Source organism: Streptomyces araujoniae (assembly GCF_050871195.1).
GTDB classification, from domain to species: domain Bacteria; phylum Actinomycetota; class Actinomycetes; order Streptomycetales; family Streptomycetaceae; genus Streptomyces; species Streptomyces bacillaris.
Genome location: NZ_CP194070.1, coordinates 5,451,138 through 5,477,110, shown reverse-complemented (window position 1 = coordinate 5,477,110; position 25,973 = coordinate 5,451,138). Strand labels below are relative to the sequence as shown.

18 protein-coding genes and 1 pseudogene are annotated in these 25,973 nt (G+C 72.8%); 12 read left to right on the top strand and 7 right to left on the bottom strand.

Annotated features, from left to right (window positions below):
• The first annotated feature begins 24 nt into the window (after positions 1 to 24).
• From ACQ9ZG_RS23750 to ACQ9ZG_RS23730, 5 genes are all read left to right on the top strand, one after another.
• Positions 25 to 960 carry an AurF N-oxygenase family protein gene (locus ACQ9ZG_RS23750; RefSeq protein WP_109916651.1) on the top strand — a complete coding sequence of 312 codons (936 nt, stop codon included), beginning with the start codon at positions 25 to 27 and terminating at the stop codon, positions 958 to 960.
• A gap of 64 nt (positions 961 to 1,024) precedes the next feature.
• Positions 1,025 to 1,807: a TetR/AcrR family transcriptional regulator gene (locus ACQ9ZG_RS23745; RefSeq protein WP_028416354.1), complete on the top strand. Its 783-nt coding sequence runs from the start codon at positions 1,025 to 1,027 to the stop codon at positions 1,805 to 1,807.
• 4 nt (positions 1,808 to 1,811) lie between these two features.
• On the top strand, positions 1,812 to 2,087 hold the full coding sequence (locus ACQ9ZG_RS23740; protein WP_028416353.1) for a DUF8847 domain-containing protein: 276 nt from the start codon (positions 1,812 to 1,814) through the stop codon (positions 2,085 to 2,087).
• A gap of 99 nt (positions 2,088 to 2,186) precedes the next feature.
• The gene (locus tag ACQ9ZG_RS23735) at positions 2,187 to 5,132 is read left to right on the top strand and encodes an outer membrane protein assembly factor BamB family protein (protein ID WP_499281208.1); all 2,946 of its coding nucleotides are present in this window, start codon (positions 2,187 to 2,189) and stop codon (positions 5,130 to 5,132) included.
• Between the two features lie 237 nt (positions 5,133 to 5,369).
• Positions 5,370 to 6,611 (top strand): C40 family peptidase, encoded by a 1,242-nt coding sequence (locus ACQ9ZG_RS23730; protein ID WP_499281207.1) that lies wholly within the window; start codon positions 5,370 to 5,372, stop codon positions 6,609 to 6,611.
• An 85-nt stretch (positions 6,612 to 6,696) separates the two neighbouring features.
• Here the strand turns inward: ACQ9ZG_RS23730 and ACQ9ZG_RS23725 are convergent, their stop codons facing one another.
• Genes ACQ9ZG_RS23725 through ACQ9ZG_RS23705 form a run of 5 tightly spaced genes read right to left on the bottom strand, consistent with a single transcriptional unit; the run spans position 6,697 to position 12,830 of the window.
• A complete protein-coding gene (locus ACQ9ZG_RS23725; RefSeq protein ID WP_028416350.1) occupies positions 6,697 to 7,935 on the bottom strand; it encodes a styrene monooxygenase/indole monooxygenase family protein in 1,239 nt (412 codons plus the stop codon).
• A gap of 42 nt (positions 7,936 to 7,977) precedes the next feature.
• Positions 7,978 to 8,652: a GTP-binding protein gene (locus tag ACQ9ZG_RS23720; protein WP_028416349.1), complete on the bottom strand. Its 675-nt coding sequence runs from the start codon at positions 8,650 to 8,652 to the stop codon at positions 7,978 to 7,980.
• Positions 8,633 to 9,049 carry a DUF742 domain-containing protein gene (locus tag ACQ9ZG_RS23715; protein ID WP_018492145.1) on the bottom strand — a complete coding sequence of 139 codons (417 nt, stop codon included), beginning with the start codon at positions 9,047 to 9,049 and terminating at the stop codon, positions 8,633 to 8,635. The genes ACQ9ZG_RS23720 and ACQ9ZG_RS23715 overlap by 20 nt, the downstream gene beginning before the upstream one ends.
• On the bottom strand, positions 9,046 to 9,525 hold the full coding sequence (locus ACQ9ZG_RS23710; RefSeq protein ID WP_032780745.1) for a roadblock/LC7 domain-containing protein: 480 nt from the start codon (positions 9,523 to 9,525) through the stop codon (positions 9,046 to 9,048). Before ACQ9ZG_RS23710 ends, ACQ9ZG_RS23715 begins: the two co-directional genes overlap by 4 nt.
• Positions 9,522 to 12,830, bottom strand: coding sequence for a sensor histidine kinase (locus tag ACQ9ZG_RS23705; RefSeq protein WP_499281634.1), 3,309 nt, complete (start codon positions 12,828 to 12,830; stop codon positions 9,522 to 9,524). The genes ACQ9ZG_RS23710 and ACQ9ZG_RS23705 overlap by 4 nt, the downstream gene beginning before the upstream one ends.
• A gap of 361 nt (positions 12,831 to 13,191) precedes the next feature.
• Between ACQ9ZG_RS23705 and ACQ9ZG_RS23700 the strand changes: the two genes are divergently transcribed.
• Positions 13,192 to 13,983 carry a hypothetical protein gene (locus ACQ9ZG_RS23700; protein ID WP_109916217.1) on the top strand — a complete coding sequence of 264 codons (792 nt, stop codon included), beginning with the start codon at positions 13,192 to 13,194 and terminating at the stop codon, positions 13,981 to 13,983.
• Positions 13,984 to 14,187: 204 nt separating this feature from the next.
• On the opposite strand, the gene ACQ9ZG_RS23695 is transcribed toward ACQ9ZG_RS23700, so the two are convergent.
• Complete coding sequence (locus ACQ9ZG_RS23695; RefSeq protein ID WP_084992263.1) at positions 14,188 to 14,670, bottom strand: MarR family winged helix-turn-helix transcriptional regulator; 483 nt, start codon at positions 14,668 to 14,670, stop codon at positions 14,188 to 14,190.
• 284 nt (positions 14,671 to 14,954) lie between these two features.
• Between ACQ9ZG_RS23695 and ACQ9ZG_RS23690 the strand changes: the two are divergent.
• Both ACQ9ZG_RS23690 and ACQ9ZG_RS23685 read left to right on the top strand, forming a co-directional pair.
• A pseudogene (locus ACQ9ZG_RS23690) lies at positions 14,955 to 15,125 on the top strand (lysozyme); the annotation flags it as partial.
• A 171-nt stretch (positions 15,126 to 15,296) separates the two neighbouring features.
• Complete coding sequence (locus ACQ9ZG_RS23685; protein WP_109916218.1) at positions 15,297 to 16,061, top strand: polysaccharide deacetylase family protein; 765 nt, start codon at positions 15,297 to 15,299, stop codon at positions 16,059 to 16,061.
• 267 nt (positions 16,062 to 16,328) lie between these two features.
• Here the strand turns inward: ACQ9ZG_RS23685 and lon are convergent, their stop codons facing one another.
• Positions 16,329 to 18,749, bottom strand: a complete 2,421-nt coding sequence (lon, locus tag ACQ9ZG_RS23680) for an endopeptidase La (protein WP_084992267.1) — start codon at positions 18,747 to 18,749, stop codon at positions 16,329 to 16,331.
• A gap of 291 nt (positions 18,750 to 19,040) precedes the next feature.
• On the opposite strand from lon, the gene ACQ9ZG_RS23675 reads away from it, so the two are divergent.
• From ACQ9ZG_RS23675 to ACQ9ZG_RS23660, 4 genes are all read left to right on the top strand, one after another.
• Positions 19,041 to 19,757 carry a spermidine synthase family protein gene (locus ACQ9ZG_RS23675; RefSeq protein WP_375138342.1) on the top strand — a complete coding sequence of 239 codons (717 nt, stop codon included), beginning with the start codon at positions 19,041 to 19,043 and terminating at the stop codon, positions 19,755 to 19,757.
• Positions 19,758 to 20,003: 246 nt separating this feature from the next.
• On the top strand, positions 20,004 to 20,741 hold the full coding sequence (locus tag ACQ9ZG_RS23670) for a response regulator transcription factor (RefSeq protein ID WP_015611314.1): 738 nt from the start codon (positions 20,004 to 20,006) through the stop codon (positions 20,739 to 20,741).
• On the top strand, positions 20,738 to 21,814 hold the full coding sequence (locus tag ACQ9ZG_RS23665; protein WP_028416340.1) for a HAMP domain-containing sensor histidine kinase: 1,077 nt from the start codon (positions 20,738 to 20,740) through the stop codon (positions 21,812 to 21,814). Before ACQ9ZG_RS23670 ends, ACQ9ZG_RS23665 begins: the two co-directional genes overlap by 4 nt.
• 295 nt (positions 21,815 to 22,109) lie before the next feature.
• Positions 22,110 to 25,931 (top strand): multifunctional oxoglutarate decarboxylase/oxoglutarate dehydrogenase thiamine pyrophosphate-binding subunit/dihydrolipoyllysine-residue succinyltransferase subunit, encoded by a 3,822-nt coding sequence (locus ACQ9ZG_RS23660; RefSeq protein ID WP_499281206.1) that lies wholly within the window; start codon positions 22,110 to 22,112, stop codon positions 25,929 to 25,931.
• Positions 25,932 to 25,973: the final 42 nt, after the last annotated feature.

Sequence of the window (25,973 nt, the reverse complement as noted above, 5' to 3'; positions counted from 1 at the left end):
GCTCCCCCGTGTGAGGTGCTCACCATGACGACCGCGACCGACCGCGACCTGACGCTGCTCCGCGACGCCCTCGGCCCGCTCCGGGACCGCGAACAGGTCGCCGCCCGCCTGCTGGAATCCTCGGCCAAGCACTCCTTCGACCCCGACACCGAACTCGACTGGGACGCGGCGGTCGAGGAGGGCAGGTGGTTCTGGCCGCCGGAGCTGCTCTCGCTCTACGACACCCCGATGTGGCACCGGATGTCGGAGGAACAGCGCCTGGACCTCTCCCGGCACGAGGGCGCCGCCCTCGCCTCGCTCGGCATCTGGTTCGAGATCATCCTGATGCAGCTGCTGGTGCGGCACGTCTACGACAAGCCCGTCACCAGCAACCACGTCCGCTACGCCCTCACCGAGATAGCCGACGAGTGCCGCCACTCGATGATGTTCGGCCGCATGATCGACTGGGGCGGCGCACCGACGTACGAGGTGCCGCGCGTCTACCACAACCTGGCGCGGGTCCTGAAGACCGTCTCCACCACGCCCGGTTCGTTCGCCGCGACCCTGCTCGGCGAGGAGATCCTCGACTGGATGCAGCGGCTGACGTTCCCGGACGACCGGGTGCAGACCCTGGTGCGCGGGGTGACCCGTATCCATGTCATCGAGGAGGCCCGGCACGTCCGGTACGCCCGCGAGGAGCTGCGCCGCCAGATGGTGACCGCCCCGCGCTGGGAGCGCGAACTCACCAAGGTCAGCTGCGGCGAGGCGGCCCGGGTCTTCTCCGTCTGCTTCGTGAACCCGCGGGTGTACGAGAACGTCGGCCTGGACCGCCGGGAGGCCGTCGCCCAGGTGAGGGCGAGCGGCCACCGCACGGATGTGATGCAGACCGGCGCCAGGCGGCTGACGGACTTCTTCGACGACATCGGGCTGCTGAACGGCGTCGGCCGCAGGCTGTGGCGCCGCTCGGGACTGCTGGCCTGATCGCATGCGGTCCGCAGCCCCACGGCTCGACGGCCCCGGCCGGAGACCCTTTACCCTCGGGGGCATGACGTCCACCGCCGCAGCCCCGCCGCCGCCCCGCGCGTACCGCAGGCTCAGCGTCGAGGAGCGCCGCGCCCAGCTCCTGGTCGCGGCGCTGGGCCTCTTCGCCCACCGGGCCCCCGACGAGGTCTCGCTCGACGAGGTGGCGGTGGCGGCCGGGGTCTCCCGGCCGCTGGTCTACCGCTACTTCCCGGGCGGGCGGCAGCAGTTGTACGAGGCCGCGCTCGGCTCGGCCGCCGACGAGCTGAAGCTCTGCTTCACCGAGCCGCCGGTGGGGCCGCCCACCGAGCGGGTCGCCCGGGTCCTGGACCGCTACCTCCGCTTCGTCGACGAGCACGACACCGGGTTCAGCGCCCTGCTGCGCGGCGGCAGCGTCGTGGAGACCTCCCGGACGACGAGCATCGTGGACGGCGTCCGGCGGGCGGCGGCCGAGGAGATCATCAGCCACCTCGGCCGGATCGGCGGCGCCGACGCCGGGGAGCGGAGCGCCGGACCGCGGCTGCGGATGATGGTCCGCAGCTGGATCGCGGCCGTCGAGGCGGCCTCCCTGATCTGGCTGGACGAGGGCAAGCGGCCTCCGGCGGCCGAGCTGCGCGGCTGGCTGGTCGACCACCTCATCGCCCTCCTCGCGGCGACGGCCGCCACCGACGAGGAGACCGCGGCGGTGGTCCGCGACCTGCTCGCCCTGGAGGCCCCCGGCGGACCGGCCGGACGGCTGGCGGAGCTGGTGATCCCGGTCGTCGCCGACGCCGCACACCTGCTGGCGCCCGCCCCTGCGGCAGACTGACCGGGTGAAGAGCGAGAACACCCCTTTCCGGGGCGGCCCCCTGGACGGCCGGGTCCTGCCGGTCCTGGTCGGCCCGACCGGCCACCCGCCGAAGTGGTACGAGGTCCCCGTGCCCTCCCCCGACGGCTCCCCGCCCACGGTGTACGCGTACGAACGCGTCCCGGCGGGCTACACCAAGCGCCTCGGCCTCCAGCGCGGCTGGGTCTACGAGTACGCCCCCGGCGGCCGCACCCGCCGCACCCTCAACTGGCCCTGGTCCAAGCCGGAGAGCCGCGACTAGGGTTTCGCGTACGCACATGCGCACAGGCCCTAAGATCGTCGGTCAGGTGCGGCGGGGCGGGTCGCCCGGGTGTGCCGCAAGACCCTAGGGGGGTGCGCCATGGAGGCGCTGCGCAGCGAGGATCCACGGCGTTTCGGGCGCTTCACCGTGCTGGCCCGCTTCCAGGAGACCGCGAGCGCCGTGCGGTACGTGGCGCGGGACACCGGCACCGGGGAGACCGCCGTGCTCACAGCCGCGCGCCCCGCGCTCGCCGCCGTACCGGCCTTCCGGCGCCGCTTCGAGGCCGAGGCCCGTACCGCCGAACGCCTCGCGGGCGGCTGGGTGGTCCCGCCCCTGGAGACCGGGGGCGGTGAGGGCGAGGGGGCCGGACTCCTATGGACGGCGGCCGGTTACGTCCCCGCTCTGCCGCTGGCCGAGGCCATCGGGATCGCCGGTCCGCTGCCGGAGCGCGCCCTGCGGATACTGGGTGCGGGCATCGCCGAGACCCTCTCCCGGGTGCACGCGGGCGGCGCGGTGCTCCAGGGGCTCGCCCCCGACACGGTGCTGCTGGCCGAGGACGGGCCCCGGCTCACCGCGTTCGGCGCGCTGGGCGCGGCGGCGACGGCCGAGGCGCGGCCGGGCGGGCAGCTCTCGGTGCGGCTGGGCTACCTCACGCCGGAGCAGGTCGCGGGGAAGGCGGCCGGTGCTCCGTCGGACCTGTTCGTGCTGGGGCTGCTGCTGGCGTACGCGGCCACGGGGGCGACCCCGTTCACGGAGGGCCCGCCGGAGGACGCCGCCCGCCGGATCGCGGAGGCCGATCCCGAACTGGGTGCCCTACCGGAGGAGTTGCGTGCCCTGGTCGCCGGCTGCCTGGCGAAGGACCCGGCCGAGCGTCCCACCGCCGGTACGGTCGCCGCCGAACTGGCCCTGGAGGGCGCGGCGGGCCTCGCCCGGGGCGGCTGGCTCCCCGAGCGGGTGGCGGCGGCGGTCGCGGACCAGGAGGCGCACGTGCGGGCGCTGGAGGGAGCGTGGGAAGCGCCTGAGGTGGCGGACGCGGTGCCGGGGGTGGCCGATGCGGTGCCGGGGGATGCGGTGCCAGGGAATGCCGTACCCGGGGAAGCCGTGCCCGGGAAGGCCACGCCTCGGGAGGCTGTGCGCGGAGAGGCGGTGCGCGGGGAGGCCATGCCTCGGGAGGCGGCGCCCGGGGAGGCCACGCCTCGGAAGGCGGCGTCCGGGAGTGCCGTGCCCCGGGAGGCCGTGCCCGGGGAGGCCGTGCCCGGGGAGGCCGTGCCTCAGGATGCGGTGCCCAGGGAGACCATGCCCGGGGAGACCGTGCCCGGGAAGGCCGTGTCTCGGGAGGGCGGTGCTGCGGCGGCACCGGCTCCGGCCGACGCGCCGGCCCTCCTCGCCCCCGGAACCCGCACCGATGCCGCCCACGACACCGGCGGCACCCGTGAGGACCGGGGCACCACCCGCTTCCTCAACACCGGCCCCGAGCCGCCCCGCTCCGACCGCGCGACGGCCCAGCTCGCCCTCCCCCACCAGCCGCCCGTTCCCCCCGCCGTCCCCGCTCGCCGGCACACCCACGGCAGCCCCGCCCCCTACCCGGCCGCCGTGCTTCCGGGCTCCGCCGGACCGGGGAGCGGCCAGGCCTCCAACGGTCAGGGCGCCAACGGCCAGGGAGGCAGCGGCGGCGGCAGCCCCATGGTCACGCTGCCGCTCCCGCCCGCTCCGCCGCCCGGCGGCCCCGCCGTCGGCCGGCGCGCGCTGCTGACCGTCGCGGCCGCCGCGGTCGGCGGGCTCGTCGTGGGCGGCGGGGCCGTCGCGGTGATCGGCGGCGGGGAGAGCGCGGTGGCCACGGACGCCAGGCCCGTGCCGCCGAAGCCCCGGCGGACGCTCCCGGGGCAGCCCCCGGAACCGCGCTGGATCTACGCCCACCCCTCCTCCGAATCCGCCCCGCTGACCGCCGCGCTCTGGCAGGACCGGCTGCTGGTGGTGACGAGCGAGAGCCAGGCGAGCGCCGTCGACCTGCGGACCGGCGAGCGGGTCTGGCAGCGCGCGGACGCCGCCGACGGCCAGGCGGCGCTGCCCGCCGGGGACCTCTGTCTCGTGGCGGGGCCGACGGAGTTCCTCTGGCTGGCGCCGAAGGACGGGGCGGTCGTGCACCGCCTGCGGTACGCGGACGGCTTCACCGACCTGCCCGGCCTCCAGGTCGGACGACTGGCGGGCCACTCCGGGACCGTCGTCTGGTTCACCGGCTCCCACACGGTCACCGTGAAGGCCCCCAAGCCGAAGAAGGGCAAGAAGCAGGAGCCGGACAAGAAGGTCGTGCAGGCGCACCTCTTCGCGTACGACATCGTCCGGCGCGCCGAGCTGTGGCGGACGCCCGTACCCGCGGGCCGCGCCCCCGGCACCCCTCTGTACCGGGTCGTTGCGGAGAGCCCGGCCGACATCCTCGTACGGCAGGAGCCGTCCACCCTGACCCCGGCCGACGTCAAAGCGGCCAAGGGGAAGGGCTCCCTCCGCTGCTTCGACCGGGAGACCGGCAAGCTGCGGTGGACCAAGCAGTACGGCACGGCCGGTCCCAACGCCGGTATCACGGGCGACGAGGGCGGGGTCCTGTACGCGTCGGTCGGCGCCGATCTCCAGTCGTTCGAGGCGGACACCGCCAAGCCGCTCTGGCGGGTGACGGGCACGGAGGGTTCGTACTTCGGCACCCCGCTCGTGGCCGGGCCCTTCGTCCACACCTCCGAGCGCAGCCAGCAGATCGGCGCGGTGGAGCGGGAGACCGGGCGCTTCGTCTGGCGCCGCTCCACGGAGGTGCCGGCCGCCGGGGGTGCCCCCGCCCTGACCGTGAGCACCACCGGGGAGACGCTGTTCGCCGCCGACGCCGCCCAGGTCACCGCGTTCTCGGCGGCCGACGGGGAGCGCCTGTGGAAGTTCCAGGACATCGGGGTGCCCGGCCCGAAGGGGGAGACGGTGAGCGCCCCCTACCGCGCGCTGGCCTCCGGAACGCACGTCATCGTCCAGCGGGCGAGGTCCTTCTACGCCTTCCCGGTGGCCTGAGCCGGGACGGCCGTTCCCCGCGTACGGGCGTTCCCGCATACGGCCGTTGGCCGCGTGCGGCCGTTCCCCTATACGACCGTTCCCCGCGTACGGCCGTCCGGGGCATCCCCCGGGCGGCACGCCGTGCGGTGCTTGCATCACCTGACACCGGATGACCGGATTAATCGGATGAGATCCCTTGCCCAGGGACGGGTCCGGCTTCTCCGGGGCCGTCCCCGTCACGGAGGTGATGCTGTCGTGTCACGCAGGCTCCTGCGGGCGGTCTGCACCGCCGCCCTCGCCACGGCCCTCGTGGTCTCCCCCGCCACCGCCGCACCGGCCGAGCCGAACCCCGTACCGCCGCCCACCGGGGATTCCCCGCAGCCCGAGGACGCGGCGGAGGTCGACGCCGAGACCGCCCTCGCGGCCCCGGAGGCCCCGGAGGCCCTCGGGGCCCCCAAGGGCGTGGCCACCCTGCTGCGGGAGCTGCAGACGCTCTACCAGGAGGCGGAGGAGGCGACCGAGACGTACAACGCCACCGCCGAGAAGCTGAAGCAGCGGACGGCCGAGGCGAAGAGGGTCGGCGGCGAGCTGGCGACGGCGCGGGCCGCGCTGGAGCTGAGCCGGGGGGACGCCGGGCGGCTGGCCCGGGAGCAGTACCAGGGGCGCACCGAGTTCTCCGCCTACCTCCAGCTCCTGCTGGCCCGCGACCCGTTGCGCGCCCTGGACCAGAGCCATGTCGTCGAGCGGGTGGCGGCGGGCCGCGCGGCGACCGTGGAGCGCCTCACCGCCGACGCCCGCCGCGCCGACGCCCTGGCCGCCGCCTCGCGCAGGGCGGTCGACCAGCAGAAGCGGCTGGTGGCCGAGCAGCAGAAGCAGCGCGACGCGGTCCAGGGCAAGCTGAGGAGGGTGGAAGGGCTGCTGGCGGCGCTCTCCGCCGAGCAGCTGGCCCAACTGGCCGGGCTGGAGCAGCAGGGTGTGGCCGCGGCCCAGCGCGAACTGGTCGCCTCCGGGGCGCTCAGCACGGTCCGGCCGCCGACCCGGCAGGGCGGTGACGCCATCGCGTACGCGATCGGGCAGATCGGCAAGCCGTACGTGTGGGGCGCCGAGGGCCCCGGCTCCTTCGACTGCTCCGGACTGACCTCCCAGGCCTGGGCGGCGGCCGGACGGCCGGTCCCCCGGACCTCCCAGGAGCAGTGGAGGCAGCTCCCGAAGGTGCCCGTCTCCTCGCTGCGCCCCGGCGACCTGGTGGTCTACTTCCCGAAGGCGACCCATGTGGCGCTCTACATCGGTGACGGCCTGGTCGTCCAGGCACCCCGCCCCGGCGCCAGGGTGAAGGTTTCCCCGATCGCCTCCAACCCGCTGCTGGGCGCGGTCCGCCCCGACCCCGGCGGCGTACCGCTGTCCTCGTACACCCGCCCCGCGCTCCCCGAGGGCGCCCGCGACGGCGCGGACACCGGCTACAGCGCGGACGGGGCGCCGGAACAGGCACCGGAATAGACCTGGTGGCCGGACCGGCGGTGCGGGTCCGGCCACCAGGACGGCGGGGCGCCCGGCTCTCCACCGCCCGGCGGGGACCGGCTCTCTACCGTCCGGCGGGGACCGAGGCCAGGTAGGCGTTCGTCTTCTCGGGGTCGTAGAAGAAGTTCTCGAAGTCCGCCGGGTCGTTGAAGCCGTTGGCGAAGCGGTCCGCGACCGGCTGGAGCTGACCGGCCGCGCCGATCAGGTTCAGTACGTGCTCCGGCGGGACGCCCAGCATGGCGTTGGTCCACTTCACGACGTGCTGGGCGGTCTCCCAGTAGCGGTCGAAGGTGGACTGCATCCAGGCCGCGTCGAACTCCTTGTCACCGTGCTCCAGGATCGAGTCCAGGTAGGAGTTGGCGCACTTGGAGGCCGAGTTGGAGCCCTGGCCGGTGATCGGGTCGTTGGCGACGACGACGTCCGCGACCCCGAGGACCAGGCCGCCGCCGGGGAGCCGGCCGATCGGCTTGCGGACGGTGGGGGCGTACCGGCCCGCGAGGGTGCCGTTGGCGTCGGTCAGCTCGACCTTGGTGGCGCGGGCGTACTCCCACGGCGTGAACCTCTCCATCAGCTCCAGCGTCTTCGCCAGGTGCTCGGAGGGGTCCTTGATGCCCTGGAAGGCGTCGAGCGGGCCGCCCGGTACGCCCTCCCAGAAGAGGATGTCGGCGCGGCCGGAGGTGGTGAGCGTCGGCATCACGAACAGCTCGCCGACGCCCGGCACCAGGTTGCAGCGGACCGCGTCGAACTCCGGGTGCTCCGGGCGCGGGCCCATCCCGTGGACGTAGGCGACGGCCAGCGCCCGCTGCGGGGCGTCGAACGGCGAACGGGCCGCGTCCCGGCCGAACATGGAGACCAGCTCGCCCTTGCCCGCCGAGACCATCACCAGGTCGTAGGTGCGGGAGAAGTAGTCCAGGTCGGAGACGGCCGCCCCGTGGATGACGAGCTGCCCGCCGCGCTGGGCGAAGGTCTCCATCCAGCCGGCCATCTTCACCCGCTGGTCGACCGACTGGGCGTACCCGTCGAGCCTGCCGACCCAGTCGATGGCGCGCGAGGAGTCGGGGGCGGCGACGGAGACACCGAGGCCCTCGATCCGCGGGGCCTGGGACTCCCAGAAGTTCAGCTGGTAGTCCCGCTCGTGCTGGAGCGCGGTGTGGAACATGCACTGCGTCGACATGACCCGGCCGGTGCGGATCTCGTCGGCCGTGCGGTTGGACATCAGGGTGACTTCGTACCCCTTGGACTGCAGCCCCAGGGCCAGCTGGAGCCCCGACTGCCCGGCTCCGACTATCAGTATCTTCCGCATCGCGGCTCTCCGTTGTGTGTGATCGGTGCGGTGTACGCGTTCTCAGGCGGGGGTGACGTCGAGAGCATGGCCCACCAGGGCCAGCAGCGACTCGACGACCGTGATCCTGTTACGCGCGTCCATGATCACTATCGGCACCTGCGGCGGTACGGTCAGGGCCTCCCTGACGTCCTCCGCCGCGTAACCGGGTGTGCCCTCGAAGTGGTTGACCGCCACGATGTACGGCAGCCCGCAGCTCTCGAAGTAGTCGAGCGCGGGGAAGCAGTCCTCCAGGCGCCGGGTGTCGGCCAGGACGATCGCACCGATCGCACCGCGCACCAGGTCGTCCCACATGAACCAGAAGCGCTGCTGGCCCGGGGTGCCGAAGACGTACAGCACGAGGTCGTCGTCCAGGGTGAGCCGGCCGAAGTCCATCGCCACCGTCGTGGTGGTCTTCTCGGGCGTCGCGGAGAGGTCGTCGGTCTCCTCGCTGGCCTGCGTCATCAGCGCTTCGGTCTGCAGCGGGGTGATCTCGGAGACCGCGCCGACGAACGTCGTCTTGCCGACGCCGAATCCGCCCGCCACCACGATCTTGGTCGCGGTGGGCGCGCGGGTGTGGTCGAGCTGCCAGGGCTGGAGGGCCTCCTCCGGCCGGTCCCGGGAGCGGGACGGCTGGTCCGGGGAGAGCGACGGCCGGCGCGGGGCGAAGAGCGGCGCCTCAGAGACGGCGGAGTCCATTGAGCACCCTTTCGAGCAGTGCGCGGTCGGGCTGGCCGGTGCCGTGACCGGTCCCGTACACGCGGATCTTTCCCTGGTCGGCCAGGTCGCTGAGCAGCACCCGGACGACTCCGAGCGGCATCTTCAGCAGAGCCGAGATCTCCGCGACCGTACGCATCCGGCGGCAGATCTCGACGATGGCCTGGAGCTCCGGCATGACGCGCGAAGCGAGGTTGCCGTTGGTCAGCTCGCGGCGCTCCTCGGGTGCTTCGAGGGCGGCGACGAACGTCTCGACGAGCAGTACGTGCCCGAACCGGGTGCGGCCGCCGGTGAGGGAGTACGGGCGGACCCGGGCGGAGCGCTTGTCGGCCCCGCGGACGGGGAGGCGCGGAGCCGGCTCGGCTGCGGCACTCGTCACTGGGTACTCTCCATCGATTTGCGCAGCTCGCTGCGGAGTTCGGGGGTGAGGACGTGTCCGGCCCGGCCGACGAAGAGGGCCATGTGGTAGGCGACGACGCTCATGTCGCAGTCAGGGGTGGCGTGGACGCCGAGAAGGGAGCCGTCGCTGATCGACATGACGAAGACGCTGCCCTCGTCCATGGCGACCATGGTCTGTTTGACCCCGCCGCCGTCCATCAGCTTGGCGGCGCCGACGGTGAGCGAGCCGATGCCGGAGACGATGGTGGCCAGATCGGCGCTGGAGCCCTTCGGCCCGTCCGAGGGCCCGGCCTCCTTCACCTCGTGGTGGCCGGGGTCGGAGGAGAGCAGCATCAGCCCGTCGGACGAGACGACGGTGACCGAGTGGACCCCTGGCACCTCCTCCACGAGATTGCTCAGCAACCAGTGAAGGTTCCGGGCCTCGGTACTCAGCCCGAACGTGCTGGGCGCAGTCAACTGCGTGCCTCCTCGACTGTGTCCCCCGTCTCTCCGTTTCGGTGGTCCGCCGCGCGGCCGCCGCTCTGCTCGGTACGTGTGCCGTGTGCGGTGCCGGTGGCGCCGTCCGTGGTGCGGGGGGTCTCGTGCCCCGTACCCGCGGTGGTCACGCCTTCGCGGTCGGCCGCGCGCCCGGCGGTGCGGTCGCCCTCGCGGTCGGCCAGGGCGATGGAGCCGGTGGACCCGGCGATCTCCGCCTCGACATCGCGCCGGCCCTCCTTCGCCGCCTGGTGGAAGCTGCCCAGCCGACGGCGCAGGTCCTCCTTGTCGAGGCCGCCGGTACGCCCGGTGGTGGGGGCGCCCTCGGGCCGGACCACGTTGGGGGTGCGCTTGGGGAGCCCCTTGTCGGTGATCCGCCGCTCCTCCGGCCTCCGGGGGCCGGGGACGGTCTCGGCGGCGGCCTGGGCACGGGGCTCGGGGCGGAAAGCGGAACCGTCCGGCTCCTGACCTCCCGGACCGCTCTCGGCGGGACGCTCGTGCCGGTCGGGGCCGATGGCGTACGGGTCGGGGGCGGGGGCCTCCGCGGCCGGGGCCGGATCCGGGGCCGCCGGGGTCTGGTCCGCCGGGTCCGGGTCCGAGTCCGAGTCCGAGTCCGCCGGGGGCTTCGGCAGGCGGACCTGCATCGTGATTTCGGCGTCCGACTCCGCGGGGGCCCCGGTGGCGGGCTCGGCGGCCGGACCGGCTGCCGCCGGGTCGGCGGCGGGGAATGCCGGTTCCGTACCGGCGCCCGCGTCCGTGCCGGACTCCTGCCGCGGTACGGCGGTGGCTTCGGGCCCCTCGGCGGGTGCGGGTTCCCGTGCTCCGGCCTCGCGGATCGCGCGCTCGGCGGCGGCGATCATCGGGTCGACGACGGGCAGGGAGGCCGTGGTCTCGGCGTCCCCCGGGATGGCCTCGGCCGCGTCCCGGTCCGGGTCCGCGTCCCGGTCCGGGGCCGCGGTCGGCCCGGCGGTCCGCTCGGGCGCCGCGGCGCCCTCGGCCTCCGGTGCGACCGGGGTGGGGTGCGCGGCCGGCGGCGGGATCGGCGTACGGCTCGGCAGGGCGTTGGAGTTGGCCTCGGCCACCGAGCCCGGCAGGTTGAGCGTGGGCGCCTCGCCGGGCAGTTGGACGGCGGGCGGCGAGGAGGCGGGCAGCGAGTTGGGCAGCAGGGCCTGCGGCAGGACGACGACGGCCGTCACTCCACTCCCCTTCTGCTCGCGCAGCTGGACCCGTACACCGTGCCGGGCGGCCAGCAACGAGGTGACCTGGAGGCCGAGTCCGGCCCCGTCGGCGCTCTGCTCCCCCGCCTCGAAGGAGGCCGGGTCGGCCAGCCTCGCATTCAGCTCGCCCATCCGGACGCTCGACATGCCGATGCCCGCGTCCTGCACGGAGAGCATCACCTCGCCGCTCTCCAGCAGCCAGCCGGAGAGCTCGACGTGCGAGTCCGGCGGGGAGAAGGAGGTGGCGTTCTCCAGGAGTTCGGCCAGGAGGTGGCTGAGGTCGTCGGCGGCGAACCCGGCGATCTGGGCGTGCGGGGGCAGGGACTGGATGGTGACCCGCTCGTACCGCTCGATCTCGCTGACGGCCGCGCGGGCCACGTCGACCAGCGGGATCGGGCCCGCGTGGCCGTGGCCGTGCTCGGCGCCCGCGAGGACGAGCATGTTCTCGCTGTGGCGGCGCATGACCGTGGCCATGTGGTCCAGCTTGAACAGGGTGGCGAGCCGCTCCGGGTCCTGCTCGCGCTCCTCCAGGCTCTCGATGACGGCGAGCTGGCGCTCGACGAGGCCGAGGTTGCGCAGCGAGAGGTTGACGAAGGTGTGGTGGACGGTGTTCTTCAGCCGCTCCAGCTGGGATGCCAGCTCGGCGGTCTGGACCTGGAGTTCGGCGCGCTGGAGGGTGAGCGCCTCGCGGCCGGCGATGAGTTCGGCGCGCTCGGTGCCGAGGCTCTCGAAGCGGCCGGTGAACTCCTGGTGCAGCCCGGTCAGCTTGGCGTGCAGGGTGTTCATGGACCGGACGACCTGGGCGAACTCGTCGTTGCGGCCGGTGTAGCGGACCGGGTCGGCCGTCTCGGGCTCCTCCGCGAGGCGGGCGGCTCCGATACGCAGGACGGCGAGCGGCTGGGTGAGGGTGCGGGCGACGGCGGTGGAGACGCCGACGGCGACGAGGAAGCAGCCGCCGAGCAGGGCGATGCTCAGTTCGAGGGCGGTGACGTCGTCGTCGCGGATGCCTTCGAGCCGCTGGACCTGGGTGGTGGCGAGGGCGGACTCTACGCCGCGCATCCGGTCGATGCGGGCGGAGAGCGCGGCCTCCAGCTGGGCGGCGTCGGTCTTGCGCTCGCTCTCGGAGAGTTCGGGGCGGTCGGTGAGGCGGGTGAGGTACTTCTCCGCGCTGTTGACCTCGGGGCCGGTGACGGTGGCGGCGAGCTTGTCGCGGGCGACGGGGTTCGCGGCCTGGTCGAACGCGGCGAGCGAGGCCAGCTCCCGGACCCGGGCCTGCTGGGCGGCGGCGCTCAGCTCGTCCCGGTCGCGGTCGGCTCGTTTGCTCTCGTCGTCCTCGGTCTCGACCGGCAGCCCGGTGAAGGGGTCGATCTGCGGGGCGGCGGGCTCGGGGCTCGGCACGGCGAGGGCGGCGAGGAGGAGCCCGCGGGTGGCGGAGGCCTGCTCGGCGGCGCCGCCGAGCGCGAGCGGGGCGCGGGTGGCCTCGGCGGCGCGCGGCGGGGTCTTCTCGGCCAGTTCGGCGGCGATGCCGTGCAGCTTGGCGATGACCTCGGAGTACGCCTGGTGGGCCTCCAGGGCCGAGCCCTTGCCGGTGAGGGCGTCCCGGCGCAGGGAGGGCACGGTGGAGAGGTCGCGGCGCAGGGCGGCGGGGGCCGGTCCGTGGATCTCGTCGATCTGCTGGTCGACACGGGTGGTGCGGGTGAGGCGGCTCTCCTCGCCGTCCTTGCCGTCGTCGGCCCGGCCGCCCGCGATGTACGCGGTGACGGCGTCGCGCTCGTCGGCCAGGGAGTGCGCCAGGGTGACGGCCTGCCGGTTCAGCTGGGAGAGGGTCACCAGCCGCTGGGACTCGGCCAGGTCCGAGGAGGCACCGAGCGCGGCGGGGGCGCCCGCCGCGATGACGGTGATCCCGACGACGGCGACCCCGGCGACCAGCCGGCTCCGTACCCGTACGGTCCGCTTCCCCGTCCGCTTACCGGTCCGCCGGTCGGCTCCCTGGTCCGCGCCCTGAGCCGGAGGCGTCGCCCCGGAACCGTCGCGCGTGCTGCCCTGGCTCCGCGGCCGCTTCTTCTGCACCGGTGCTCGCAATCTTGACTCGTCCACCCTTGAAGCAGAGGTGACGCTCGGTCACGTAGAAGGCCCCCGCTCCTGGTACGGCTTCCGACCATTCCAGTGGTTTTGAGAGGGGGGCGCGCATCAACCGCTCCGCCACTCGAACGAGTGAACATCACTCCTGAGTTGGCGAACAAGTCTCCCCAGACGCGCCCCTGACCATGCATAGGGGGCGGGGTGGAACTTCGGCGCCGCCTTTGGCAGGATGCCCGCCCGCACCCGGCCGGGAGCCCGCGCTCCGTCCACCGGGCCCGCGTTGACCTGCTGGTACGGCCGAAAACCGCTCCCGTGCGGGGCTGGTGAAGGCCTCGTGCAGACTGGCCCCATGCGCCTCGAACTCGCCACCGTCCCCGGCGACCCCGAACGCCCCAACGAGGACTGGGCATCCGCTGCCCTCCCCGCGTCCGGCCAGGGGGGAGTGATGGTGGCGCTCGACGGGGTGACGCCACCCCGGGGGGACGACGGTTGTGTGCACTCCGTCCCCTGGTTCACCGCCCGGCTGGGCGGCGCGCTGGTGGAACTGTCGGGTTCACGGCGAGATATGGATCTGGCCGAGATTCTGTCGTCGTCCATCCGCCGCACCGCCGACGCCCACCGGGCGACCTGTGACCTTTCTCACGCACGCACGCCTCAGGCGACCGTGGCCCTGGCGCGTTGGGGCGAACACACGATCGAGTATCTGGTCCTCTCCGATGCGGCACTTCTGCTGGAGGCCCCGGACGGCACGGTGCGGGCGGTGGTGGACGACCGCCTCGACCGGCTGCCGCCGGGCTCGCTCTCCTCCGTGGCGGACGTGGACGCCCGGCTGCGGAACAAGGAGGGCGGCTTCTTCACGGCCGCCGCCGACCCCTCGGTCTCCTCACGCGCGGTGACCGGCAGCGTCCCGGCCGCCGAGGTCCGCTCGCTGGCCGCGCTGACGGACGGGGCGGGCCGGTGGACGGAGCTGTTCCGGGAGGGCGACTGGGCAGCCACGGTGGAACTGCTGCGCGAGGAGGGGCCCCGGGGGCTGATCCGCCGGGTACGGGAGCTGGAGGCGGCCGACGCGGACGCCGGGCGCGTACGGCTGCGGCGGAGCAAGACGCACGACGACGCGACGGCGGTGTTCATGGAGCTGTAGGGGCGGGGGCGGGGTGCGCGCGCTCGGGGCCGCAAGACCGCACGGCCGGACGCCACCTCCGCATACGGGCCGGGAGTCACCTCTCCGCGCGCCCCGGGAGCAGGGTCACCGCAAGGGCGGACCCCACCCCTCCACCCGACCCCGGTGGCAAGGCCGCCGCCCGGTCCGGGGAGGGGAAGGTCACCGGCCGGTCCGGGAGCAAGGTCACTCCTCCGCGCGGGTGTTCAGCTGGTGCAGCAGCCGGGCCAGCTCGGCCACCTCCGCCCGGTCCCAGTCGGCCAGCTTGCGGACGTACCGCCCGCGCCGGGCGTCGCGGACGCTGCGGAAGCGGGCCAGGCCCTCGTCGGTCAGCCGGACGAGCCAGGCGCGGCCGTCCGCCGGATCGGGTTCGCGGGCGACCAGCCCCAGGTCCTCCAGGGCCCGCAGCTGACGGCTCATGGTGGCCTTGCCGACGCCGAAGTAGGCCGCCAGTCCGGTGGCCCGCTGCCGGCCGGCCGACTCCAGGCGGACGAGGAGCCCGTAGGCGGCGGGCTCCAGTTCGGGGTGGACCTCCCGGGCCATCTCCCCCGAGCTGGCCCGCGCCCGGCGCAGGAAGACCGCCAACTCGCGCTCCAGCGCCAGGAACTCGTGATCCACACCAGCTCCGGCGGTCGCGTCCGGCTCCCGCGCGCTCTCGCTCCCGTGCACGTCAGCACCCCTCGTACGGTTCCCTGCCGATGAAAGTCTCTTCCACGGCCGGTCAACGCCGCAGCCGGGCCAGTATTTCGCAGGCGTAGACCAACGGCGGCCGCCAGGCCCCCTTCCGCCCGCCGGGTCTCCGTGCGTAGCGTCACGACCGGAACGTACAGATGACATGAGCACGCCACATCGTACGACCGCACCTCACCCGCACGGCTGTGCGGGCCCCCGCCCCCACTCCCGGCACCGCCACCCCCGGAGGCACACCCAAACCCCTGCACCGCCACAGATCCGGCGCCACCAACCCGCTCCGGGCGGCCCGCTACGACACGACGGTCGGCGAGCCGCCGACCGGCTGGCCCGTCCACACGATGTGGCAGTACACCGCGACCGGCCCGATCGTCGGCGACCACAACCGCTTCAACGGCGCGCCGGACCGCGTCCAGGCCCTGGCGAACGGCTGACACCGAAGGGCCGCCACCCCGACCCCGGCGCCCCTGCGCAGGTCACCGGGGTGCGCGGCACCCCGCACCCCCACTATGCACTCGATGTATACGCGCTATGTATAGTCACCGCGTACCGCACGCCTGTGCGGAGACTTCGGCGCGGAGGAGTGCAGAGGAGTGGTGTCCGCCATGCCCAGGAAGATGTCCGTACTCGGTGGCGGGTTGGCCGCCGCCCTGGTGGCGACGCTCACACTGGCGCTCGCCGGCTGCTCGATGGAGACGACGGCTCCCGGCTCGGCCCGGCAGGACGCGGCGGCCGACGCCAAGGGTTCCTTCGGGCGGGCGGACTGCCGCAAGGCGAAGTGCATAGCCCTGACCTTCGACGCGGGGCCGGGCAAGGACACACCGGAGCTGCTGGACATCCTGAAGGAGAAGAAGGTCTCCGCGACCTTCTTCCTGCTGGGTGAACACCACGTCCTCAAGCACCCGGACACCGTGCGGCGCATCCACGACGAGGGCCACGAGGTGGCCAACCACACCTGGACGCACAAGATCCTCACCGACGAGGAGCCGGAGGAGATCCGGGCCGAGCTGGAGAAGACCCAGGAAGCGATCGAGGAGATCACCGGGAAGCGGCCCCGGCTGATGCGCCCGCCGCAGGGCCGCACCGACGACCGGGTCTCCGGGATCAGCAAGGAGCTGGGGCTCTCGCAGGTGCTGTGGAGCGCGACCGCCAAGGACTACTCGACGAACGACTCCGCGCTGATCACCCGGCGGATCCTGGACCAGGCGGGCAAGGACGGCATCATCCTGCTCCACGACATCTACAAGGGCACCGTGCCCGCCGTGCCGGGGATCATCGACGCGCTCCAGAAGGACGGCTACACCTTCGTGACCGTCCCGGAGCTGATGGCCCCGGCGGTGCCGCAGCCGGGCACGATCTACCGCCCCTGAGCACGGGCCGCCGCCCGTCCACGCGGAACAGCCCGCCCCCGTACGGACACGGAACGGCCCGCCCCGTACGGGCGCGGGGCGGGCACCCGGGCCACGTACGGAGACGGGCACCCGCCGGACCACGTACGTACGGACGTGTTCGCACCGCCCGCACACACACGCACGCACGCACCCGGGGCGCACGCGGAACGGCCCGCCCCCTCGACTCGGGGGCGGGCCGTCCGTACCGGCCGCGTACCTGATGCCGCGCCCGTCACTGCGTGGCGGTCAGGCCGCGGCCGGGATCCTCTCCTCCGCCGGGGCCGAGGCCGGGGCGAGGGCGATCTCCAGCACCTGGCGGACGTCGGTGACCGGACGGACGTCCAGCTTCTCCAGCACCTCGGCCGGGACGTCGTCCAGGTCGGCCTCGTTGCGCTGCGGGATCACCACGGTGGTGATGCCCGCGCGGTGGGCGGCCAGCAGCTTCTGCTTGACGCCGCCGATCGGCAGCACCCGCCCGGTCAGCGAGACCTCACCGGTCATCGCCACATCCGTCCGGACGAGCCGTCCGGAGAGCAGCGAGGCCAGCGCGGTCGTGAGCGTGATGCCCGCGCTCGGGCCGTCCTTGGGGACCGCGCCCGCCGGGAAGTGGACGTGCACGCCCCGGTCCTTGAGGTCACCGACCGGAAGCTCCAGCTCCGCGCCGTGCGAGCGGAGGAAGCTCAGCGCGATCTGGGCGGACTCCTTCATGACGTCCCCGAGCTGACCGGTCAGGGTCAGTCCGGAGGCCCCGGTCTCCGGGTCGGCGAGGGAGGCCTCGACGAAGAGGACGTCACCGCCCGCCCCGGTCACCGCGAGCCCGGTGGCCACGCCCGGCACGGCGGTGCGGCGCTCGGCCGGGTCCTGGGCGGACTCGGGCACGTGGTGCGGGCGCCCGATCAGACCGCGCAGATCCGCGTCGGTCACCGTGAACGGCAGCTCGCGGTCGCCCAGTTCGTGCTGGGCCGCGACTTTGCGCAGCAGCCGGGCCACAGCCCGCTCCAGGTTCCGTACGCCCGCCTCGCGGGTGTACTCCCCGGCCAGCTTGCGCAGCGCGGACTCCTCCAGGGTGACCTCGTCCTTCGCCAGGCCGGACCGCTCCAGCTGGCGCGGGAGGAGGTGGTCCCGGGCGATGACGACCTTCTCGTCCTCGGTGTAGCCGTCGAGGCGGACCAGTTCCATGCGGTCGAGCAGGGCCTCGGGGATGGCTTCGAGGACGTTGGCGGTGGCCAGGAAGACGACGTCGCTGAGGTCGAGTTCGACCTCCAGGTAGTGGTCGCGGAAGGTGTGGTTCTGGGCCGGGTCGAGGACTTCCAGGAGGGCGGCGGCGGGGTCGCCCCGGAAGTCGGAGCCGACCTTGTCGATCTCGTCGAGCAGGACGACCGGGTTCATCGAACCGGCCTCCTTGATCGCCCGCACGATCCGGCCGGGGAGCGCGCCCACGTACGTACGGCGGTGGCCGCGGATCTCCGCCTCGTCCCGGACACCGCCGAGCGCGACGCGGACGAACTTGCGGCCCATGGCGTGCGCGACGGACTCGCCGAGCGAGGTCTTGCCGACGCCGGGCGGCCCGACGAGGGCGAGCACGGCACCGCCGCGGCGGCCGCCGACGACGCCCAGCCCCCGGTCGGCGCGCCGCTTGCGCACCGCGAGGTACTCGGTGATGCGTTCCTTCACGTCAGCCAGGCCGGCGTGCTCGGCGTCCAGGATCTCCTGGGCGCCGCGGATGTCGTAGGCGTCCTCGGTCCGCTCGGTCCAGGGCAGTTCGAGGACGGTGTCCAGCCAGGTGCGGATCCAGGACCCTTCGGGCGACTGGTCGCTGGACCGCTCCAGCTTGTCGACCTCCTTGAGCGCGGCCGTGCGGACGTGCTCGGGCAGGTCGGCGGCCTCGACGCGGGCCCGGTAGTCGTCGGACTCGTCCTCCGGGTCGCCGTTGAGTTCGGAGAGCTCCTTGCGTACGGCGTCGAGCTGGCGGCGGAGCAGGAATTCACGCTGCTGCTTGTCGACGCCCTCCTGGACGTCCTTGGCGATGGACTCGGCCACATCCTGCTCGGCGAGGTGCTCGCCCAGCCACTGGATGGCGAGCTTCAGCCGCGCGACCGGGTCCACGGTCTCCAGGAGCTGGACCTTCTGCGCGGTGGAGAGGAACGGGGAGTATCCGGAGTTGTCGGCGAGGGCGGAGATGCCGTCGATCTGCTGGACCCGGTCCACGACCTGCCAGGCACCGCGCTTCTTCAGCCAGCTGGTGGCGAGCGCCTTGTACTCCTTGGCCAGCTCGGCGACGGATCCGGGCAGCGGATCGGGCACGACGACGTCGATCACGGTCCCCTCGACCCAGAGCGCCCGCCCCGGACCGCTGGTCCCGGCCCCGATCCGGACCCGGTCACGAGCCCTGATGAGCGCGCCGGGGTCCCCGTCGCTCAGGCGTCCGACCTGCTCGACGGTGCCGAGGACACCGGTCCCCGTGTACGTCCCGTCGATCCGCGGGACGAGCAGCACCTCGGGCTTGCCGCCACCGGGACGGGCGGCGGCCTGCGCGGCCTCGACGGCGGCGCGCACCTCGGCGTCGGACAGGTCCAGCGGCACCACCATGCCGGGCAGGACGACCTCGTCGTCGAGCGGCAGCACGGGCAGGTCGATCGGTGTGAACGCCTTGGACTCGTTAGTCATGATCTCCCCTTCGGCAGGCAAGTTGAGCTATGTGGACTCAATGCTTGTGAGCCGCCGAATGTTCCCCTCGCGGTGTTCGCTGTCAGCGATCAGTGGATCGCGCCGTCGCCAGGGGCCTCTGTCCTCGGGAGCGCGTACCGGGGAACGGCTATTCCCCCGGGCCCCGAAGGCGCCGGGTCCTCCCGAAGACCCGACCCCTCCCGAACGCGGCCGGGCCCCCTGCAGGCTCCGGCCCCTCTCTTCGGGCAACAGCCCCGCGGCCCCGGCTGTCCCGCTCCTAAGATCGGCCCCATGGAGCCGCGTACCGACACCACCGACACCTTCGTCTGCGCCATGATTCCGCCCGCCCACGTCACCCTGGACCGCCGCGAAGGGCCCTTCGGCGAGGTGGTCCTGCGGGAGCGCGGGGAGCACTTCGAGATCATCGCCAACGGCTGCTTCCTGATGGACACCTCCGACGGGCGCTCCGAGCGGCTGCTGATCGACGCCGCCCTGGGCGCCCTGCCCGCCGGGCGGACCGGCCCCTCCGTACTGATCGGCGGGCTCGGGGTGGGCTTCTCGCTGGTGCGGGCGGCCGAGGAGGAGCGGTGGGGGCGGATCGCGGTCGTGGAGCGGGAGCGGGCGATCGTGGACTGGCACCGGCGGGGGCCGCTGGACCGGATCTCGGGGGCGGCGCTGGCCGACCCCCGGACCGAGGTGCTGCACACGGATCTGCTCGACCACCTCCGTACCACCACGGAGCGTTACGACGCGCTCTGCCTGGACATCGACAACGGGCCGGACTGGACCGTCACGGAGGACAACGGGAGCCTCTACTCCCCGACCGGGCTGGCCCGCTGTCTCGACCGGCTGACCTCGGGCGGAGTGCTCGCGGTCTGGTCCGCGCAACCGTCGGCGGAGTTCGAACAGGCGTTGCGGAATGCCGGGTTCACCAGGGTTAGGACCGAAGAAGTGGCGGTTGCCCGAGGTGTTCCGGACGTGGTCCATCTCGCATCGAAGGGTTCCTGAAGAGGCTGCGGAACCCCCTGGCGGTATGCGTGGTCCGGCGGTGAGGCGGGCATCGCACCACAAGGCCGACGATCCGCCGCCCCGCCGGGGCCGAACACATGCCCTCGGGACAACACCCTGCGTAGCCGGAAGCCCTCCGCTGCCTTTACGCTGCTGACCGGCACACAGGGATCACCCACGAAATCCACGAGCGAAGACCGTGCCTCGCGGGGGTTCGCCCCCACGAGAACGGGCAGGGGCGGGGCGATGGAACAGACACACACCACCCACAACGGCGTCGCGGCCACCCCGGGGGCCCAGCGCCGGGTGCTGGTGGTCGAGGACGACGCCACGATCGTCGACGCCATTGCCGCCCGGCTGCGGGCGGAGGGCTTTCTGGTGCAGACCGCACTGGACGGGCCCGCGGCCGTGGACGCCGCCGAGGCCTGGCAGCCCGATCTGATGGTGCTCGACATCATGCTCCCGGGCTTCGACGGCCTGGAGGTCTGCCGCCGGGTCCAGGCGCAGCGCCCGGTGCCGGTGCTGATGCTGACCGCGCGCGACGACGAGACCGACATGCTGGTCGGGCTCGGGGTCGGCGCCGACGACTACATGACCAAGCCGTTCTCCATGCGGGAGCTGGCCGCCCGGGTGCACGTCCTGCTCCGCCGGGTCGAGCGCGCCGCGCTGGCCGCCGTGACCCCGAGGAGCGGGATACTGCGCCTCGGCGAGCTGGAGATCGACCACGCGCAGCGCCGGGTCCGGGTGCGGGCCGAGGACGTCCACCTCACTCCGACCGAGTTCGACCTGCTGGTCTGCCTGGCCAACACCCCGCGCGCGGTGCTCTCCCGCGAGCAGCTGCTGGCCGAGGTCTGGGACTGGGCGGACGCCTCCGGGACCCGTACGGTCGACAGCCACATCAAGGCGCTGCGCCGGAAGATCGGCGCCGAGCGGATCCGTACGGTGCACGGCGTGGGGTACGCCCTGGAGACCCCGGCTCCATGACCCGGCCAGGGTCGGGGATGCGGCCCTTCTCCATCAAGGCCAAGCTGGGCACGCTCGTCGTGGTCTCGGTGTTCATCACGACGGGGCTGCTGATCGTGGCCCTGCGGACCCGGACCGAGTTCCAGTTCATCACCGTCTTCTCGGTGATCGCGACGCTGCTGATCACCCAGTTCGTGGCGCACGGGCTGACCGCGCCGCTGGACGAGATGCGGGCGGTGGCCCGGTCCATCTCGCACGGCGACTACACGCGCCGGGTGAGCGGGGCAGGGCGGCGGGACGAGCTGGGCGACCTGGCCCAGACGATCAACCGCATGGCGGACGACCTGGAGGCGGAGGACCGGCACCGGAAGGAGCTGGTCGCCAATGTCAGCCACGAGCTGCGCACGCCCATCGCCGCCCTGCGGGCCGTGCTGGAGAACGTGGTGGACGGGGTGTCCGCCGCCGATCCGGAGACGATGCGGACGGCCCTGAAGCAGACCGAGCGGCTCGGCCGGCTGGTGGAGACGCTGCTGGACCTGTCCCGGCTGGACAACGGGGTGGTGACGCTCAAGGCCCGCCGTTTCGAGGTGTGGCCGTATCTTTCGGGCGTACTGAAAGAAGCCAATCTCGCCGCGACCCAGCGCCGGCTGTCGTCGGGGTCGGGCAACCACTCCCGTACGGACGTCCACCTCCATCTGGACGTCTCACCGCCGGAGCTGACCGCGCACGCGGACGCCGAGCGGCTGCACCAGGTGGTGGCCAACCTGATCGACAACGCGGTCAAGCACAGCCCGCCGCACGGCCGGGTGACGGTGCTGGCCCGGCGCGGCCCCTATCCGGAGTCGCTGGTCCTGGAGGTCATCGACGAGGGCCCCGGCATCCCGGAGGCGGAACGGCACCGGGTCTTCGAGCGGTTCAACCGGGGCCAGGCCCCCTCGCCGCACGGTCCGGGCAGCGACGGCGGTACGGGGCTGGGGCTGGCGATCGCGCGCTGGGCGGTGGATCTCCACGGCGGCCGGATCGGCGTGGCCGAATCCGCTCGGGGCTGCCGCATCCAGGTCACCCTGCCGGGGCTGTCCGAGCGACGCGATTGACGATGCGGTTGACATAGGGTTCGAACCGGGAGGGCGCGTTCCCCGTGTCCTCCTGGAAGGGGATCCCCGAGGGGAGCCCCGGCGGGATACGGTCTCAGGACCGTATCCACGGTCCTGCGTACCCGAAGTGCAGTGGAACCTCGCTTGTTTCCCGCCATTTCCTGCGCCGAAACCCGCGTTGCGATGTGATGTGCACGACGAAGCACCGGCCCGGCCTGCAAGGAACGGTTTGGGGGGCGTAGCCTTGATTTCCGCTGTCCATCACCTTGTGAAGCGGAAGAGGGCGGTTGCCGCCGTGTCGTCTCAGTCCCCCAGTAACTCGAGCATCTCGACCGACCAAGCCAGCCCGGGTACCGACCCGGCCGCCGCTTTCGGCGCCAATGAGTGGCTCGTCGACGAGATCTACCAGCAGTACCTCCAGGATCCCAGTTCGGTCGATCGCGCCTGGTGGGACTTCTTCGCCGACTACAAGCCGGGTTCCTCCGGCACGGCGGACAAGCCCGCTCCCGGCGCCGCAGCCTCGGGGGCTGCGGCAACCCAGGCCCCGGCCGCCACCACCCCGGCGCAGCCCGCGGCCCCGGCCGCCGCCGCTCCGGCCCCGGCGAAGCCCGCCGCCGCTGCCCCGGCAGCCCCGGCACCGGCCAAGGCCGCCCCGGCCGCGGCTCCGGCGAAGCCCGCGGCGGCCAAGCCCGCCGCCGCGCCCGCCAAGCCGAAGGCGAAGGCGGACGAGGCCACCGAGGCCCCGGCCGGACCGGAGTACGTGACGCTGCGCGGCCCCTCCGCCGCCGTCGCGAAGAACATGAACGCCTCGCTGGAGCTGCCGACGGCCACGTCCGTCCGCGCGGTCCCGGTGAAGCTGCTCTTCGACAACCGCATCGTCATCAACAACCACCTCAAGCGGGCCCGTGGCGGGAAGATCTCCTTCACCCACCTCATCGGGTACGCGATGGTGCAGGCCCTCAAGGCCATGCCGTCGATGAACCACTCCTTCGCGGAGAAGGACGGCAAGCCGACCCTGGTGAAGCCGGACCACGTGAACCTGGGTCTGGCCATCGACCTGGTGAAGCCGAACGGCGACCGCCAGCTGGTCGTCGCGGCCATCAAGAAGGCCGAGACGCTCAACTTCTTCGAGTTCTGGCAGGCGTACGAGGACATCGTCCGGCGCGCCCGCATCGGCAAGCTCGGCATGGACGACTTCACCGGCGTCACCGCCTCGCTGACCAACCCCGGCGGCATCGGCACCGTCCACTCGGTGCCCCGCCTGATGCCCGGACAGGGCCTCATCATGGGCGTCGGCGCGATGGACTACCCGGCGGAGTTCCAGGGCACCTCCCAGGACACCCTGAACAAGCTCGGCATCTCGAAGGTCATGACGCTCACGTCGACCTACGACCACCGGGTCATCCAGGGCGCCGCCTCCGGCGAGTTCCTGCGGATCGTCTCGCAGCTGCTGCTCGGCCAGAACGACTTCTACGACGAGATCTTCAAGGCCCTGCGCATCCCGTACGAGCCGGTCCGCTGGCTCACGGACATCGACGCGTCGCACGACAACGACGTGACGAAGGCCGCGCGGGTCTTCGAGCTGATCCACTCCTACCGGGTCCGCGGCCACGTCATGGCCGACACCGACCCGCTGGAGTACCGCCAGCGCAAGCACCCCGACCTCGACATCACCGAGCACGGCCTCACCCTGTGGGACCTGGAGCGGGACTTCGCGGTCGGCGGGTTCGCCGGCAAGTCGATGATGAAGCTCCGCGACATCCTCGGCGTGCTGCGCGAGTCGTACTGCCGCACCACCGGCATCGAGTTCATGCACATCCAGGACCCGAAGCAGCGCAAGTGGCTCCAGGACCGGGTGGAGCGGCCCCGCGCCCAGCAGCCCGAGCGCGAGGAGCAGCTGCGCATCCTGCGCCGGCTGAACGCGGCCGAGGCGTTCGAGACCTTCCTCCAGACCAAGTACGTCGGTCAGAAGCGGTTCTCGCTGGAGGGCGGCGAGTCCGTCATCCCGCTGCTCGACGCGGTCATCGACTCCGCAGCCGAGGCCCGCCTCGACGAGGTCGTCATCGGCATGGCCCACCGCGGCCGCCTCAACGTGCTGGCGAACATCGTCGGCAAGTCGTACGCGCAGATCTTCCGCGAGTTCGAGGGCAATCTCGACCCGCGCTCGATGCACGGCTCCGGCGACGTCAAGTACCACCTGGGCGCCGAGGGCACCTTCACCGGTCTGGACGGCGAGCAGATCAAGGTCTCGCTGGCCGCCAACCCCTCGCACCTGGAGGCGGTCGACCCGGTCCTGGAGGGCATCGCCCGCGCCAAGCAGGACATCATCAACAAGGGCGGCACGGACTTCACCGTCCTGCCCGTCGCGCTCCACGGCGACGCGGCCTTCGCGGGCCAGGGCGTCGTCGCCGAGACGCTCAACATGTCGCAGCTGCGCGGCTACCGCACCGGCGGCACCGTGCACGTGGTGATCAACAACCAGGTCGGCTTCACCGCCGCCCCGGAGTCCTCGCGCTCCTCGATGTACGCCACCGACGTGGCGCGCATGATCGAGGCGCCGATCATCCACGTCAACGGTGACGACCCGGAGGCCGTGGTCCGTGTCGCGCGGCTCGCCTTCGAGTTCCGGCAGGCGTTCAACAAGGACGTCGTCATCGACCTCATCTGCTACCGCCGCCGCGGTCACAACGAGGGCGACAACCCGGAGTTCACCAACCCGCAGATGTACACCCTGATCGACAAGAAGCGCTCGGTGCGCAAGCTCTACACCGAGTCCCTCATCGGTCGCGGCGACATCACCCTGGAAGAGGCCGAGCAGGCGCTCCAGGACTTCCAGGGCCAGCTGGAGAAGGTCTTCGCCGAGGTCCGCGAGGCCACCGCGCAGCCCGCCTCCCCGCACGTCCCGGAGCCGCAGGCCGCCTTCCCGGTGGCCGTGGACACCGCGGTCTCCGCCGAGGTCATCAAGCGGATCGCCGAGTCCCAGGTCAACATCCCCGAGACGATCACCGTCCACCCCCGTCTGATGCCGCAGATGCAGCGTCGCGCGGCCTCGGTGGAGAACGGCACGATCGACTGGGGCATGGGCGAGACCCTGGCCATCGGTTCGCTGCTGATGGAGGGCACCCCGGTCCGGCTCGCCGGCCAGGACAGCCGCCGCGGCACCTTCGGCCAGCGCCACGCGGTCCTGGTGGACCAGGTCACCGGCGAGGACTACACCCCGCTGCTGTACCTCACCGAGGAGCAGGCCCGGTACAACGTCTACGACTCGCTGCTCAGCGAGTACGCGGCGATGGGCTTCGAGTACGGCTACTCGCTGGCCCGCCCGGAGTCGCTGGTCATCTGGGAGGCCCAGTTCGGTGACTTCGTCAACGGCGCGCAGACCGTCGTGGACGAGTTCATCTCCTCGGCCGAGCAGAAGTGGGGCCAGACCTCCGGCGTCACGCTGCTGCTGCCGCACGGCTACGAGGGCCAGGGCCCGGACCACAGCTCCGCCCGCCCCGAGCGCTTCCTCCAGATGTGCGCGCAGGACAACATGACGGTCGCGATGCCGACCCTCCCCTCGAACTACTTCCACCTGCTGCGCTGGCAGGTGCACAACCCGCACCACAAGCCGCTCATCGTCTTCACCCCGAAGTCGATGCTGCGTCTGAAGGCGGCGGCGTCGAAGATCGAGGAGTTCACCAGCGGCGGTTTCCGTCCGGTGATCGGCGACGACACCGTCAAGGCGGAGGACGTGCGCAAGGTCGTCTTCGTCTCGGGCAAGCTCTTCTACGACCTGGACGCCGAGCGGGAGAAGCGCGGCGACACGGAGACCGCGCTCATCCGGCTGGAGCGGCTGTACCCGCTGCCGGGTGCGGAGATCCAGGCCGAGATCGCCAAGTACCCGAACGCCGAGAAGTACCTGTGGGCCCAGGAGGAGCCGGCCAACCAGGGTGCGTGGCCGTTCATCGCGCTCAACCTGATCGACCACCTGGACCTGGCCGTCGGCGCGGACGTGCCGCACGGCGAGCGCCTGCGCCGCATCTCGCGGCCGCACGGCTCGTCCCCGGCGGTCGGCTCGGCCAAGCGTCACCAGGCGGAGCAGACGCAGCTGGTCAACGAGGTCTTCGAGGCCTGAGGACCGCACGACCGAAACACCCGGGGCCCGGTTCCGCGCTTG

What these genes read in the sequence shown, in the direction of transcription:
- ACQ9ZG_RS23750 (WP_109916651.1), top strand. Translation starts at nt 25, where the DNA reads ATGACGACCGCGACCGACCGCGACCTGACGCTGCTCCGCGACGCCCTC.
- ACQ9ZG_RS23745 (WP_028416354.1), top strand. Translation starts at nt 1,025, where the DNA reads ATGACGTCCACCGCCGCAGCCCCGCCGCCGCCCCGCGCGTACCGCAGG.
- ACQ9ZG_RS23735 (WP_499281208.1), top strand. Translation starts at nt 2,187, where the DNA reads ATGGAGGCGCTGCGCAGCGAGGATCCACGGCGTTTCGGGCGCTTCACC.
- ACQ9ZG_RS23725 (WP_028416350.1), bottom strand. Translation starts at nt 7,935, where the DNA reads ATGCGGAAGATACTGATAGTCGGAGCCGGGCAGTCGGGGCTCCAGCTG.
- ACQ9ZG_RS23720 (WP_028416349.1), bottom strand. Translation starts at nt 8,652, where the DNA reads ATGGACTCCGCCGTCTCTGAGGCGCCGCTCTTCGCCCCGCGCCGGCCG.
- ACQ9ZG_RS23700 (WP_109916217.1), top strand. Translation starts at nt 13,192, where the DNA reads ATGCGCCTCGAACTCGCCACCGTCCCCGGCGACCCCGAACGCCCCAAC.
- ACQ9ZG_RS23685 (WP_109916218.1), top strand. Translation starts at nt 15,297, where the DNA reads ATGCCCAGGAAGATGTCCGTACTCGGTGGCGGGTTGGCCGCCGCCCTG.
- lon (WP_084992267.1), bottom strand. Translation starts at nt 18,749, where the DNA reads ATGACTAACGAGTCCAAGGCGTTCACACCGATCGACCTGCCCGTGCTG.
- ACQ9ZG_RS23675 (WP_375138342.1), top strand. Translation starts at nt 19,041, where the DNA reads ATGGAGCCGCGTACCGACACCACCGACACCTTCGTCTGCGCCATGATT.
- ACQ9ZG_RS23670 (WP_015611314.1), top strand. Translation starts at nt 20,004, where the DNA reads ATGGAACAGACACACACCACCCACAACGGCGTCGCGGCCACCCCGGGG.
- ACQ9ZG_RS23665 (WP_028416340.1), top strand. Translation starts at nt 20,738, where the DNA reads ATGACCCGGCCAGGGTCGGGGATGCGGCCCTTCTCCATCAAGGCCAAG.